The sequence below is a fragment of the Zavarzinia compransoris genome (assembly GCF_003173055.1).
In the GTDB taxonomy this organism is placed as follows: Bacteria; Pseudomonadota; Alphaproteobacteria; order Zavarziniales; family Zavarziniaceae; genus Zavarzinia; species Zavarzinia compransoris.
Genome location: NZ_QGLF01000002.1, coordinates 734,179 through 747,354 on the forward strand (window position 1 = coordinate 734,179; position 13,176 = coordinate 747,354).

At 69.7% G+C, this 13,176-nt stretch carries 11 protein-coding genes and 1 tRNA gene; 5 read left to right on the plus strand and 7 right to left on the minus strand.

Annotation, left to right across the window (positions count from 1 at the left end; all coding sequences use genetic code 11):
* The 3 genes from DKG75_RS09295 to DKG75_RS09305 all read right to left on the minus strand — a co-directional run bounded on the left by DKG75_RS09295 (position 1) and on the right by DKG75_RS09305 (position 1,827).
* Positions 1 to 969, minus strand: coding sequence for a KpsF/GutQ family sugar-phosphate isomerase (locus DKG75_RS09295; RefSeq protein WP_109920800.1), 969 nt, complete (start codon positions 967 to 969; stop codon positions 1 to 3).
* A 109-nt stretch (positions 970 to 1,078) separates the two neighbouring features.
* Positions 1,079 to 1,690, minus strand: coding sequence for a ribonuclease D (locus tag DKG75_RS09300; RefSeq protein WP_109920801.1), 612 nt, complete (start codon positions 1,688 to 1,690; stop codon positions 1,079 to 1,081).
* A gap of 50 nt (positions 1,691 to 1,740) precedes the next feature.
* Positions 1,741 to 1,827: transfer RNA gene (locus DKG75_RS09305), tRNA-Leu, on the minus strand.
* A gap of 173 nt (positions 1,828 to 2,000) precedes the next feature.
* Between DKG75_RS09305 and DKG75_RS09310 the strand changes: the two genes are divergently transcribed.
* From DKG75_RS09310 to DKG75_RS09320, 3 genes are all read left to right on the plus strand, one after another.
* Positions 2,001 to 2,261, plus strand: coding sequence for a DUF2312 domain-containing protein (locus DKG75_RS09310; protein WP_109920802.1), 261 nt, complete (start codon positions 2,001 to 2,003; stop codon positions 2,259 to 2,261).
* Positions 2,262 to 2,325: 64 nt separating this feature from the next.
* Entirely contained in the window at positions 2,326 to 4,113 is a 1,788-nt protein-coding gene (locus DKG75_RS09315; RefSeq protein ID WP_109920803.1) for a M3 family oligoendopeptidase, read from the plus strand.
* Positions 4,114 to 4,117: 4 nt separating this feature from the next.
* Positions 4,118 to 5,488 carry an ABC1 kinase family protein gene (locus DKG75_RS09320; RefSeq protein ID WP_109920804.1) on the plus strand — a complete coding sequence of 457 codons (1,371 nt, stop codon included), beginning with the start codon at positions 4,118 to 4,120 and terminating at the stop codon, positions 5,486 to 5,488.
* Here DKG75_RS09320 and DKG75_RS09325 read toward each other — a convergent pair.
* Positions 5,480 to 6,583, minus strand: coding sequence for an NAD(P)-binding domain-containing protein (locus DKG75_RS09325; RefSeq protein WP_109920805.1), 1,104 nt, complete (start codon positions 6,581 to 6,583; stop codon positions 5,480 to 5,482). The genes DKG75_RS09320 and DKG75_RS09325 overlap by 9 nt on opposite strands.
* 168 nt (positions 6,584 to 6,751) lie before the next feature.
* Here DKG75_RS09325 and DKG75_RS09330 point away from each other — a divergent pair, with 168 nt between their 5' ends.
* On the plus strand, positions 6,752 to 7,717 hold the full coding sequence (locus DKG75_RS09330) for an NAD(P)H-dependent flavin oxidoreductase (protein WP_109920806.1): 966 nt from the start codon (positions 6,752 to 6,754) through the stop codon (positions 7,715 to 7,717).
* A 5-nt stretch (positions 7,718 to 7,722) separates the two neighbouring features.
* Entirely contained in the window at positions 7,723 to 8,319 is a 597-nt protein-coding gene (locus tag DKG75_RS09335) for a 2-hydroxychromene-2-carboxylate isomerase (RefSeq protein ID WP_109920807.1), read from the plus strand.
* Here DKG75_RS09335 and DKG75_RS23750 read toward each other — a convergent pair.
* The 3 genes from DKG75_RS23750 to DKG75_RS09350 form a co-directional block, all read right to left on the minus strand.
* Positions 8,309 to 9,937 carry a methyl-accepting chemotaxis protein gene (locus DKG75_RS23750; RefSeq protein WP_109920808.1) on the minus strand — a complete coding sequence of 543 codons (1,629 nt, stop codon included), beginning with the start codon at positions 9,935 to 9,937 and terminating at the stop codon, positions 8,309 to 8,311. The two genes, DKG75_RS09335 and DKG75_RS23750, sit on opposite strands and share 11 nt — an antisense overlap.
* A gap of 121 nt (positions 9,938 to 10,058) precedes the next feature.
* Entirely contained in the window at positions 10,059 to 11,390 is a 1,332-nt protein-coding gene (locus DKG75_RS09345) for a sigma-54-dependent transcriptional regulator (protein WP_109920809.1), read from the minus strand.
* Positions 11,387 to 13,153: a sensor histidine kinase gene (locus DKG75_RS09350; RefSeq protein ID WP_211315708.1), complete on the minus strand. Its 1,767-nt coding sequence runs from the start codon at positions 13,151 to 13,153 to the stop codon at positions 11,387 to 11,389. Before DKG75_RS09350 ends, DKG75_RS09345 begins: the two co-directional genes overlap by 4 nt.
* Positions 13,154 to 13,176 lie beyond the last annotated feature (23 nt).

Here is a 13,176-nt window from a genome sequence, read left to right on the forward strand (position 1 = left end):
TCAGGCCACCCCGGCCCGCAGCAGGTCGTGGATGTGCAGGATGCCGACCGGCTTGCGGGCATCGTCGGCGACGAACAGGGCGGTGATCGCGTGCTTGTTCATCAGGAACAGGGCTTCGGCCGCCAGCGCGTTCGCCCGGGTCGTGCGCGGGCCCTGGGTCATGACGTCGCGGGCGGGCATGTTCAGGAGATCGGGGCCCATCTTGCGGCGCAGGTCGCCGTCGGTGATGGCCCCGACCAGATGGCCGGCCGAATCGACGATGCCGGCGCAGCCGAAACGCTTCGAGGTGATGGTCAGGATCACCTGTTCCATGCGGGCGTCGGCCGGGGCGAGGGGGACCTCGTCGCCGGTATGCATCAGGTCGCCGACCCGGATCAGCCGGCTGCCCAGCTTGCCGCCCGGGTGGAAGGACTTGAACTGCTCGGCGGTGAAGCCGCGCCGCGCCATCAGCGCGACCGCCAGCGCATCGCCGAGGGCGAGCTGCATGGTGGTCGAGGTGGTGGGCGCAAGGCCGAGCGGGCAGGCTTCCGCCGCACCCGCGGGCAGGGCGAGAAGAATGTCGCTGGCCTGGGCCAGCGTGCTCTTCGCGCCCGCGGTGATCGCGATCAGGGTGATCTGGTGGCGCCGGGTATAGGCGATGATGTCCGCCAGCTCATGGGTCTCGCCGGAATTGGACAGGCAGATCACCACGTCGTTCGGCGTGATCATGCCGAGGTCGCCGTGGCTGGCCTCCGCCGGGTGGACGAAGATGGCGGGCGTGCCGGTCGAGGCCAGGGTCGCGCTGATCTTCTTGCCCACCAGCCCGGACTTGCCCATGCCCGAGACGATGACCCGGCCCGCGGCCTCGGCGATGCGGCCGACGGCGGCGGAGAAGCGCCCGTCCAGCGACTCGGCCAGCAGGTTCAGACCGGCGACTTCGGTCGAAAGAACGCGGCGGGCTTCGGTCAGATCGGAGTCGACGGGATTCACGGTGCCTGGCTCATCATTTGGTCGTCATGCCGGAACGGGCCGGCGGGGGCCACCGGGCCCACAGGGTCCAAACGGGCAGGGCCGGGGCCGGTTCCGCGAACGACGGGGATCAGTGCGCGAATATGTCTACTTCAGGCCAGCCCGCCAGGTCGAGCAGGGCGCGGCTGGGCAGGAAGTCATAGCAGGCCTGCGCCAGCCCGGTCCGCCCCTCGCGGGCGAGCAGGACGTCGAGCTTGGCTTTCAGGGCATGAAGATAGAGAACGTCCGACGCGGCATAGGCCAGCTGCGCCTCGCTCAGGTCGTCGGCGCCCCAGTCGGACGACTGCTGTTGCTTCGAGATCTCGACCCCGGTCAATTCCTTGACCAGGTCCTTCAGGCCATGGCGGTCGGTGAAGGTGCGGATCAGCTTCGAGGCGATCTTGGTGCAATAGACCGGCGCCGTGACGACGCCGAGCCCGTGGTGAAGGGCGGCGATGTCGAAGCGGGCGAAATGGAACAGCTTCAGGACCTTGGGGTCCGCCAGCATGCGGGCGAGGTTGGGTGCCGACCCCTGGCCGAGGCCGATCTGGACCAGATGGGCGTTGCCGTCGCCCGACGACAGCTGCACGAGGCACAGCCGGTCGCGATGCGGGTTCAGCCCCATAGTCTCGGTATCGATGGCGACGACGGGACCGAGATCCAGCCCATCAGGAAGATCGCCCTTGTGGAGCGTCACGGTCACGATGGGACCTCGGTCATTACGGCGTCCGCCGCCTTGCGCGGGGATCGCGATGGTGCCCAGGAGAAGACTCGAACTTCCACGCCCTTACGGGCACTAGTACCTGAAACTAGCGCGTCTACCAATTCCGCCACCTGGGCAGGTGCGAGGCCGGTTAGATACTTTTCCCTGCCGGGGTTGTCAACGGCCTCGTCGAAAAAATTTAACGAAGGGCGGTCCGGCCGGATTCGGATGGCAGGCGGATTGCCAAGGCGGGGCGGCCCCGGCTAACGTCGCCGGCCATATCCCCTGTTTTCGAGAGAAGAGGTCCGTCATGGCCGAAGTCGTCGGCATCGCAGGCGAGCAGCTGCGCCAGTTCGTCGCCCGCATCGAGCGCCTGGAAGAAGAGAAGGCGGCACTGGCCGCCGATATCCGCGAAGTCTATGCCGAGGCCAAGGGCAACGGCTTCGACACCAAGGTGCTGCGCCAGGTCATCCGCCTGCGCAAGATCGACAAGGCGGAGCGCCAGGAGATGGATGCCATCCTCGAACTCTACCTCGAGGCGCTGGGCATGCACGAGGCCGCGCTCGGCTGATTCCCTTGGCAGCCGCGGCCCGGCACCCCATATCGGCAAAGATCAGACGTGGAAGGTTAGCCCGATGAGCGAAGCGAGCATGGCGACGAGCCTGGGGGTCCTGCCGGAATGGGACTTGAGCGACCTCTACCCCGGTCCCGATTCGCCGGAACTGGCCGAGGCTTTCGCCGCCGCCGAGGCTGCGGCCCGGCGCTTCGCCGAAGCCTATGAGGGCCGGCTCGCCGCCCTCGGGGGCGACGAGGTGGCCGCCGGCTTGCGCGAATACGAGGCGTTGCAGGATCTGCTCGGGCGGATCGGGTCCTACAGCGGCCTCGTCTATTCCGGGAACATGGCGGACAGCAGGATCGCCCAGTTCAGCCAGACCGCCCAGGAACGCCTGACCGAGATTTCCAGCCTGCTGCTCTTCTTCACGCTGGAACTGAACCGGCTGGAGGACGATGTCCTGGAGGCGAAGCTCGCCGCCTCGCCCGCCTTCGCCCATTACCGGCCCTGGCTGCGCGACCTGCGCGCCTATCGCCCGCACCAGCTGTCCGACCAGATGGAAAAGCTGCTGCACGAGAAATATGTCGCCGGCCGGGCCGCCTGGAACCGCCTGTTCGACGAGACCTTCGCCCAGCTGCGCTTTTCCATCGACGGCAAGGAACTGACCAGCGCCGAGGCGCTGCACCAGATGTCGGACCGCGACCCCGCCGTGCGCGAGCGGGCGGCCCAGGCCCTGGCGGAAGTCTTCAAGAAGAACATCCGCCTCTTCGCCCTGATCACCAATACGCTCGCCAAGGACAAGGAGATCGAGGACCGCTGGCGGAAGTATCCGGCGCCGGCCGCCTCGCGCCACCTTTCCAACGCCGTCGAGGCCGAGGTGGTGGATGCCCTGGTCACCGCCGTGCGCGACGCCTATCCCCGGCTGTCGCACCGCTATTACGCCCTGAAGGCGAAGTGGTTCGGGGTCGAGGCGCTGAACGCCTGGGACCGCAACGCGCCCCTGCCGAACGGCGACGACCGCACCATCCCGTGGGACGAGGCGCGTGACACCGTGCTCGGCGCCTATGGCGATTTCTCGCCCGATCTCGCGGCGATCGGCCGGCGCTTCTTCGACAATGCCTGGATCGATGCGCCGGTCCGCCCCGGCAAGTCGCCCGGCGCCTTCGCCCATCCGACCGTGCCCTCGGCCCATCCCTATCTGCTGCTGAACTACCAGGGCAAGACGCGGGACGTGATGACCCTGGCCCACGAGCTCGGCCATGGCGTGCATCAGGTGCTGGCGGCGGCCCAGGGCCCCCTGATGGCCGACACGCCCCTGACGCTGGCCGAGACCGCCTCGGTCTTCGGCGAGATGCTGACCTTCCAGGCCCTGCTGCGCAAGCAGAAGGACCCGGCGCTCCGCAAGATCCTGCTCGCCACCAAGGTGGAGGACATGATCAACACCGTGGTGCGTCAGACCGCCTTCTACCAGTTCGAATGCCGCGTCCACGCCGAACGGCGGACCAGCGAGCTGACGGCGGAGCGGATCGGCGAGATCTGGCTGGAGATCCAGGGCGAGAGCCTGGGCCCGGCGATCCGCCTCAATCCGGGCTATGAAACCTTCTGGTGTTACATCCCGCATTTCATCCATTCGCCGTTCTACGTCTATGCCTATGCCTTCGGCGACTGTCTGGTGAATTCGCTCTATGCCGTCTACGAGGGCGCGGAGGCGGGCTTCCAGCAGAAATATTTCGAGATGCTGAAGGCTGGCGGCACGCTGCGGCACAAGGAATTGCTGGCGCCCTTCAACCTCGACGCCAGCGATCCCGCCTTCTGGTCCAAGGGGCTCGGCGTCGTCTCCGGCTTTATCGACCAGCTGGAGGCGATGTAACATCATGGATGACGAGCGGGACGCGGAGGGAAATCGTTTCGCCAGCCGCGCCCGCCGTTACGCCAAGGTGACGGGGGCGGTCGGCGGCATGGCCCTGCGCGAGGCCGGGCGCCGCATCACCGGCACCGAAGCCGATTACGCCAAGATCGCGGGCGAATTGCGCCGCGCCCTCGGCGGGCTCAAGGGGCCCTTGATGAAGGTGGCCCAGATCCTGGCCACCGTGCCCGACGCGGTGCCCGAGGAATTCGCCAAGGAATTGGCGACGTTGCAATCCCAGGCGCCCGCCATGGGCTGGGTCTTCGTGCGCCGGCGCATGAGCGCCGAACTCGGCCCGGACTGGCGCGGCCGCTTCGCCGAATTCGCCCAGGAGGCGGTGGGGGCGGCCTCCCTCGGCCAGGTCCATCGCGCGGTCGCGCCGGACGGCACGGCGCTGGCGGTGAAATTACAGTATCCCGACATGCTGTCGGCGGTCGAGGCCGACCTGAAGCAGTTGAAGCTGGCCTTGTCCATCCACAAGCGCATGGACGGGGTGATCGACACCGCCGAGATCTACGAGGAAATCTCGGACCGCCTGCGGGAAGAGCTGGATTACACCCGCGAGGCGGCGCATATGCGGCTCTACGGGGCCGTGCTGGCCGACCAGCCGGACATTCATGTGCCGCGCCATTTTCCCGCCCTGTCCAGCCGCCGCCTGCTGGCCATGAGCTGGCTGGACGGCACCCCGATCCTCGACTGGAAGGGGGCGGCGGAAGAGGTGCGCAACCGGCTGGCCGATGTCCTGTTCCGGGCGTGGTGGCTGCCCTTCACCCGCATCGGCGTAATCCATGGCGATCCGCACCTCGGGAATTACACGGTGGCGGGCGAGGGGGCGGGGATCAACCTGCTCGACTACGGCTGCGTGCGCATCTTCCCGGCCGCCTTCGTCGCCGGCGTGATCGAGCTTTACCGCGCGCTGGAGACCGGCGACGAGGCCCGCGCGGTCCATGCCTATGAGACCTGGGGCTTCACCAACCTCAGCACCGACCTGATCGAGACCCTGAACATCTGGGCCCGCTTCATCTATGGCCCGATGCTGGACGACCGGCCGCGCACCATCGCCGACGGCATCGCCCCCGCCGAATACGGCCGGCGCGAAATGACCGAGGTCCATCGCCGGCTCAAGGCCCTGGGACCCCTGCGCCCGCCGCGCGAATTCGTCTTCATGGACCGGGCGGCGATCGGGCTCGGCGCCGTCTTCCTGCACCTCGGCGCGACGCGCAACTGGTGCGAGATGTTCAATGCCGCCCTGGACGGTTTCGACCCTGCCCTGATCACCGCGCGGCAGCAGGCGGCGCTCGATGCCGCCGGGATCCCGGGGGCTGCGGCGTCAGCCTGACGCGGCGCCTGCGATCCGCGCCGCGATCAGGGCGGCGTCGTCGCCCACCCCCAGGGCAAGGCCGGAGGCGCGGTTGCGCTGCCAGGGCCGGCCCAGGGTGTAGAGGCCGGGCACCGCCGTCTCGCCGCCACGCTGGCGGATACTGCCGTCGGCCTCCAAAAGCCCGTCGATCTCGATCCAGTCCGGCCGCTCCGGCAGCGGGCCGGTCGCCCAGATCACCGTCGCCGGGTGCCGGATGCGGCCGTCGTCCAGCCGGATCCCGCCGATGGCGGCGTCCGAAGCCCGGGGCAAGAGTTCGATGCCGCGCCGGGCCAGGGCCTTGGTCCCCCGGCCCCGGTCGGGAAACGGGTCGGCACGGCGCATGAAGCGGCCGAGCCGGCTGTCGGGCCCGACGCGCAGCAGGCCGAGGCGCGCCAGCCACCACCACAGGCTTTGCCCCAGCAGGCGTTCCGGCAGCAGCCGGCGCCGGCGCCCGCCCGCCAGCGCCACCGGCCGCGTGCCCGCAAGGTCGAGGGCGATGTCGCGCCCGGCCGCGCCGTCGCCGACGATCAGCACCGGCCCGGGGCCGAGGTCGGCAGGCCGGCGGTAGTCGTCGGCGGCGATCTGGCGGATCGCGAGGTCGAGGTCGGCGGCGAAGGCCGGCACGCGCGTGCCGGGAAAAGCCCCGGTCGCCAGTATCACGGCACGGGCCAGGATGATGCCGCCGCCCGCCCGTTCGGCCCGGAACAGGTCGCCGATCCGGGTCAGGCGCAGGATCCCGTCGCCCAGCGACAGCGGCAGGGCGAAATGGCGGGCATAGGTTTCCAGATAGGCGGCGAATTCGGCGCCGCTCGGGAAGCCTTGCGGGTCGCCCGCCAGGGCAAGGCCGGGCAGGGCGCTGAAGGCGCGCGGCGTGAACAGGCTGAGGCTGTCGTAGCGCCGATGCCAGCCGCCGCCCGCCCGCGCCGCGCCGTCGACGATCAGCACCTCCAGCCCGCGCCGTTGCAGGTGATAGCCGGCGGCAAGGCCGGCCTGCCCGGCGCCGACGACCAGAACCCCGGTCTCGACCGGCCCTGCCGCCGCCCGCGCCGCCCAAAGATCGCATAGGCCGTCCATCGCCCGCCCTCCGTCCTGTCACTGCCGGGCATCCTGATCTCTACAGTCACTGTAGGTTCAAGGGGGAATCGAGAGGGGGCGGCGCGCCCGGCCGAGCAGGTTCTAGTCCAGACGGACGGCGAGAATCGCCGGCGCCCGGCTAGAGTCGGCGGCGATGGGGGGATCGTCATGGCAATACCGGCATTGTTGCGGGGCAGGCTCACGGTGCCGGTGATCGGCGCGCCCATGTTCCTGGTGTCCTTTCCCGATTTGGTGAAGGCCCTGTGCAAGGCCGGGATCGTCGGCAGTTTTCCGCATCTGAACGCCCGCCCGGCGGCCCTGCTCGACGACTGGCTGACCGATATCCGCGAAGATCTGGCGGATTACGCGGCGGCGAACCCGGGGGCGCGGGTGGCGCCCTTCGCGGTCAACCTGGTGGTCCACCGCAGCAATGTCCGCTTCGAGCCCGATCTCGAAACCGTGGTCCGGCACCGGGTGCCGCTGGTCTTCACCTCCCTCGGCCATCCGGGCGAGGTGGTGCGCCGGGTCCATGGCTATGGCGGCCTCGTGTTCTGCGATGTCACCACTGCCGACCATGCCCGCAAGGCGGCGCAATCGGGCGTCGACGGCCTGATCTGCATCGGCGCCGGCGCCGGCGGCCATGCCTCGCAGCAGAGCGACTTTTCCCTGGTGCGCGAGATCCGGCAGTTCTGGGACGGCTGCCTCATCCTCGGCGGCGCCATCAACGACGGCTTCCAGGTGCGGGCGGCGGAAGTGCTGGGCGCCGATCTCGCCTATGTCGGGACCCGCTTCCTGGCGAGTGCGGAATCCGGGGCCGCGGCCGACTACAAGCAGATGATCGTCGATGGCGGCATCGCCGACCTGGTGAATTCCGACCGGCTGTCGGGCATTCCCTGCAACTGGCTGCGGCCGTCGCTGGAACGGGCCGGGGTCGATCTCGACAAGCTGCCGCCGAAGCGCCCGGATCTCAGTTCCCTGAACGACGGCGGCACCCGGCTCTGGCGCGATATCTGGACCGCCGGCCACGGCATCGTCACGATCCACGATACCCCGCCGGTCGCCGACCTTGCCGCCCGCCTGATCGCCGATTATGTAACCGCCTGCGGCCTGCCTGCCTCGCCGGCGCTGGGCTGACCGCCATGGCCGAACCGATCGACTTCTATTTCGACTTCGCCTCGCCCTATGCCTATTTCCTGGCGGAACCGCTGGCATCCCTGGCGGCCGCCCACGGGCGGGTGCTGAACTGGCGCCCCCTCATGCTCTGGGCCGTGCTGAAGGAGATCGGCCTGCCGCCGCCGCTCGACAATGCGGTGAAGCGCCGCTACGTCCTGGCCGACATGGCGCGCTCCGCCCGTCATGTCGGCAAGCCCTTCGCCCTGCCCGACCGTTTCCCGGTGTCGAGCCATCTGCCCGCGCGCCTGTTCCACGAACTGGCGGCGGACGACCCGGCCGGGGCGGTCCGCTTCGCCCACCGCGTGTTCAAGGCTTATTTCACCGAAGGCGCGGATCTCGGCGATGCCGCGGTGATCGAGGCGCTGGCGCTCGATTGCGGCATCGCCCGCGAACGGGCCCGGGCGGGCGAGGCCGGCCGGGCGCTGGTGCTGCGCGCCATTGATCAGGCGGTGGCCGCCGGGGTCTGGGGCTCGCCCTATGTCGTGATCGGGGCGGAGGCGTTCTTCGGCGCCGACCGCCTGCCCCAGATCGAGGCTTGCCTGCGCGGCGACCTCAGACCGTGACCCCCAGCCGGCGCAGATAGCTGACCAGATCCGCCTTCATGCCCTCGGCCTGTCCGGCCAGGGCATTGGCGGCCCCGACCATATGGGCGGAGGCATCGCCGGTGTGGCGGGCGGCGCCGTTCACGCCGTCGATATTCTGCGCCACCTCCTGGGTGCCGGCGGCCGCCTTGGCGGCGGAGCGGGCGATTTCCTGGGTGGTGGCGGATTGTTCCTCGACCGCGGCCGAGATCAGGTTGGTGATTTCCGAGGTCTTGGTGATCGTCTGGGTGATGCCGGTGATCGCGGTCATCGAGGTATTGGCCGCCTGCTGCATGGCGGCGATCTGGGCCGCGATATCCTCGGTCGCCTTGGCGGTCTGGTTGGCCAGGACCTTCACTTCCGAGGCGACGACGGCGAAGCCCTTGCCGGCCTCGCCCGAGCGGGCGGCCTCGATCGTCGCGTTGAGGGCGAGAAGATTGGTCTGGCTGGCGATATCGCTGATCAGCTTCACCACGTCGCCGATCTTCAGCGCCATCTGCTTCAGGTCGTTCATGGCGGCGGTGGTGACATCGGCCTCGGCGACCGCGCGGTTGGAGATGGCGGCGGATTCGACCACCTGCCGGGCGATCTCGTGGATCGAGGAACTCATTTCCTCGCCCGCGGCGGCGACGGTCTGGACATTGCCCGAGGCTTCGCCCGCCGCGGCGGTGACGGCCTCGGCCTGGCGGGTGGTCTCTTCGGCGGTGGCGGCGATCGCTTCCGAGGTCTGGCGCATGTCGGCGGCGGAACGGGCCACGGCCTCGGCCGCTTCGCGCATCTTGAGCGCGAGGGCGATCTGGTCGGTGATGTCGGTGGCGAATTTCACCACTTTCCACGGCCGGCCGTTCGGGTCGAGGATCGGGTTGTAGGACGCCTGGATCCAGATTTCCCGGCCGCCCTTGCCGATCCGGCGGTAACGCCCGGTGTCATATTCGCCGCGCCGCAGCTTTTCCCAGAAGGCGCGATAGGCGGTGCCGTGCACATCCTCGGGGGCGACGAACATCGAATGGTGGCGGCCCTGGATTTCCGCCAGCCGGTAGCCGACGGCATTCAGGAAATTCTCGTTCGCCGTCAGGATCTCGCCGTCGAGGGTGAATTCGATCACCGCCTGCGACTTGCCGATGGCGGCGAGCTGGCCGTCCGCGTTGGCGGCGCGCTGCTTTTCCGCGGTGATGTCGGCGGCGAATTTGATCACCCGCTCCGGCTGGCCGCGGGCATCCAGGATCGGGTTGTAGGTCGCCTGGATCCAGATTTCCCGGCCGCCCTTGGCAAGGCGGCGGTATTGGCCGGAATCATATTCGCCGCGTCGCAGCTTGGCCCAGAAGGCGAGATAGGCGGGCGCGTCGCGGTCCGCCGGCTCGACGAAGAGCGAATGATGGCGGCCCTGGACCTCGTCCAGCCGATAGCCCATGACGGCGAGGAAATTCTCGTTGGCCTTGAGGATGGTGCCGTCGAGCGCGAATTCGATCACCGCGAGCGAGCGGTTCAAGGCCGCCTCGATCGCGCTTTCGCGCGGCGCCTCGGCGGCTGGCGGGGGCGGCGCCGGTTCCCGGGCGGGCAGGATGGCAGGGGGTTTTTCTTTCGCGCGGATGCCGAACATGCACGCCTCCGGGGGGCAGGGTGGCGCCATTGTCGCCGGGGATTACTAAGGCCCGGTTAAGCCAGCGCATCGTCAGGCGAAATGGAAACCGGTTCGCCGTCCGACGATGCGCAAAACCTGGCTAGCCCCTGAAGTCGCCGGGTACCAGGCCGTGGCGGGCGAGCTTGTCGTAAAGCGTCTTGCGCGGCAGGCCGAGGTCGTCGAGCACGGCGGGGATATGGCCCTTGTGGCGTTCGAGGGCGGCGCGCAGCACGCCGGCCTCGAAGGCGGCGACCTGATCGGCAAGACTCTCCGGCGCGGCGGGGGCAGGCTCCGGCCCCGCCTCGTCCAGAAGGCCGAGGACGGCGCGTTCGGCGCAATGGGCGAGTTCGCGGACATTGCCCGGCCAGTCGTGCTCGGCGAAGCGGCGGCGGAGGTGGGGGGAAACCGCCGGCCTGCCGCGGCCGAAGCGTTCCGCCGCGCGGGCGGCGAAATGCTCGAACAGCAGGGGAATGTCGTCGCGCCGCTCGCGCAAGGGCGGAATGCGCAGGGTCACGACATCGAGGCGGAAGGCGAGGTCGGGGCGAAAGCCGCCCGCCTTGGCCGCCTGGGCGAGGTCGACCTTGGTCGCGGCGATCACCCGCATGTCGATGCGCCGCTGCTGGTTGCCGCCGAGCGGCGTCACTTGCCGGTCCTCGAGCACGCGCAGCAGCTTGGCCTGAAGGTTCAGCGGCATGCTCTCGATCTCGTCGAGGAACAGGGTGCCGCCGTCGGCCAGTTCGATCTGGCCGATGCGCTTCTTCTGGGCGCCGGTGAAGGCCCCGGCCTCGTGGCCGAACAATTCGCTGTCGATCACCGTCTCGGGCAGGGCGCCGCAATTGAGGGCGACGAGGCGCCTCGCCCGCCGCCGGCCCCATTGGTGCAGGGCCTGGGCGACCATTTCCTTGCCCGAGCCGGTCTCGCCATGGACGAGGACGTCGACATCGAGATCGGCAAGGCTGCGAATCCGTGCCCGCAGGCGTTCCATCGCCGGCGTCGCCCCCATCAGGGGGGCATCGCCCGCCGCCGCGTCGAGGGCGGCGCGGAGCGCGCGGTTTTCGAGCACGAGACGGCGCTTGTCGCCGGCGCGGCGCACGCTTTCGACCAGGCGGGCGGCGGCGAAGGGCTTGGCGATGAAGTCATAGGCGCCCTCGTGCAGGGCCGAGACCGCCATGTCGATATCGCCGTGGCCGGTGATCAGGATGACCGGCAGTTCCGGGTCGAGGGCCCGCAGGCGGCGGAACAATTCGATGCCGTCGATCCCGGGCATGCGGACATCGGTGACGACGACGCCCGCGAACCCGGCATCGAGGGCGGCCAGCGCCGCCGCAGCGCCGTCGAATTCCCGCACCGCGAAGCCGGCCAGGCCCAGGCTCTGCGCATTCGCGGCGCGCAGGTCCGGATCATCGTCGACGAAGGCGACCTCGATGCTCATGCCCGTTGCAACCTCAAGGTAAATTCGGCGCCGCCGGCGGGCCGGTTCAGCGCATGCAGCGTGCCGCCCAGATCCTTGACGATATCGCCGGAAATGACGAGGCCAAGGCCGAGTCCCGCCGCCTTGGTGGTGACGAAGGGGGTGAACAGGCGGGTCATCACCTCGGGCGGGATGCCGGGGCCGTTGTCGGCCACGGTGACCACCACCTCGTCGCCGGCGGCGCTCCCCGCGATCTCGATCGCAGCACCCTCGCCGGCGGCGTCGAGGGCATTCTGCAGCAGGTTGACCAGTACCTGTTCCAGGCGCACCGGATCGCCCTGCACCCGGGGCAGGCCGGGCGGCAGGGCCCGTTGCACCACCGCCCCCTGGCGGCGCAGCCGCGGCCCGAGCAGCAGCAAGGCGCCGTCGAGCACGGCGGCGAGATCGACCGCACTGCTGGCCCGGGGGCCGCGGCGGGCGAAATTGCGCAATTGTCCGGTGATGGCGCCCACGCGGTCGGTCAGGCGGGCGATCTGGCCAAGGTTGGCGGCGACCGCCTCCCGCTCCGCCCGGTCCAGGAAGACCGCGGCATTGTCGGCATAGGTGCGGATGGCGGCGACGGGCTGGTTGATCTCATGGGCGACGCTGGCGGCGATCTGGCCGAGAATGGCGAGGCGGTTGGCCTGGGCCAGTTCGTCCTGCAATTGCTGGCGTTCCGCGATCTCGGCCGACAGGCGGCCGTTGGCGGCGGTCAGGTCGCCGGTGCGGGCCGCCACTTCCGCCTCCAATTGCTGGCGCCTGGCCGCGTCTTCCGCCCGGTGTTCGGCCGCGCGGTGGCGCCGGCGCAGCAGCACGGCGGCGGCGGCCAGCAGCAGGGCGGCAGCAAGGCCGGCGGTCAGGGCGGCGCCGCTTTCCGCCTGGCGCAAGCCCGGTTGCAGGCCGCGCAGCAGGTGCAGGCTCCAGCCCGTGGTCGGCACCGGCAGGACGGCATCGATGTGGCGGCTGCCGCCGATGCGCAATTGCCCGTCCGGCAGCCGTTCGAAGGCCAGCGGCGCCAGCGGGGCGGCGCCGAATTGCAGGCTGGCGCGCACCGCGGCGATCGTGTCGGCATCGAGGGGCGCCAGGGTCTGGAAGCGCCAGTCGGCCCGGTCGGTGAGAAGCACCACGCCCTTGCCGTCGGTCACCATTACCGGGTCCCGGTCTTCGGCCCATTCGGCTTCCAGCGCCTCGAATTCGACCTTGATGACCACGGCGCCGAGACCATTGCCGACCTTGCGCGCGAGATAGAGCCCGGGCCGGTTCGAGCGCGTGCCCAGGGCGAAATGTTCCGCCGCGCCCTCGGCGATGGCGCTTTTGAAATAGGGCCGGAAGGCATAGTTCTGGCCGACGAAGCTGGTGTCGTCGCGCCAGTTGCTGGCGGCGACGGTCAGGCCCGTGCGGTCGACCAGATAGATGACGCCGACCCTCGTATCCCGGCTGAGGCTTTCCAGCTTGCGGTTCATCGCCTCGATCAGGCGGTCGTTGCCCGGCGCGCCCAGGGCCGCGGCGACATCCGGATCCTCGGCCAGGACGACGGGCAGGGAACGGTGTTTCTCGATCTCGGCGCGCAGCACGGCGACCTTCAGGCGCGCGGCGATCTGGGCATCGGCGGCGGCATCGTTCAGGGCCCGCCGTGCCCCCTCGCGCCCGGCGAAGACGGCGGCGGCGGCCAGCAGCAAGAGGCCGGCCAGGCCGAAGACCAGCCATTCCCGTCTGTGCGGTTTTCCGCCAGCACCCCGCCGCATCTGTGTGGACTCCCGCACAAGGG

What these genes read in the sequence shown, in the direction of transcription:
- DKG75_RS09310 (WP_109920802.1), top strand. Translation starts at nt 2,001, where the DNA reads ATGGCCGAAGTCGTCGGCATCGCAGGCGAGCAGCTGCGCCAGTTCGTC.
- DKG75_RS09315 (WP_109920803.1), top strand. Translation starts at nt 2,326, where the DNA reads ATGAGCGAAGCGAGCATGGCGACGAGCCTGGGGGTCCTGCCGGAATGG.
- DKG75_RS09320 (WP_109920804.1), top strand. Translation starts at nt 4,118, where the DNA reads ATGGATGACGAGCGGGACGCGGAGGGAAATCGTTTCGCCAGCCGCGCC.
- DKG75_RS09325 (WP_109920805.1), bottom strand. Translation starts at nt 6,583, where the DNA reads ATGGACGGCCTATGCGATCTTTGGGCGGCGCGGGCGGCGGCAGGGCCG.
- DKG75_RS09330 (WP_109920806.1), top strand. Translation starts at nt 6,752, where the DNA reads ATGGCAATACCGGCATTGTTGCGGGGCAGGCTCACGGTGCCGGTGATC.
- DKG75_RS09335 (WP_109920807.1), top strand. Translation starts at nt 7,723, where the DNA reads ATGGCCGAACCGATCGACTTCTATTTCGACTTCGCCTCGCCCTATGCC.
- DKG75_RS23750 (WP_109920808.1), bottom strand. Translation starts at nt 9,937, where the DNA reads ATGTTCGGCATCCGCGCGAAAGAAAAACCCCCTGCCATCCTGCCCGCC.
- DKG75_RS09345 (WP_109920809.1), bottom strand. Translation starts at nt 11,390, where the DNA reads ATGAGCATCGAGGTCGCCTTCGTCGACGATGATCCGGACCTGCGCGCC.
- DKG75_RS09350 (WP_211315708.1), bottom strand. Translation starts at nt 13,153, where the DNA reads ATGCGGCGGGGTGCTGGCGGAAAACCGCACAGACGGGAATGGCTGGTC.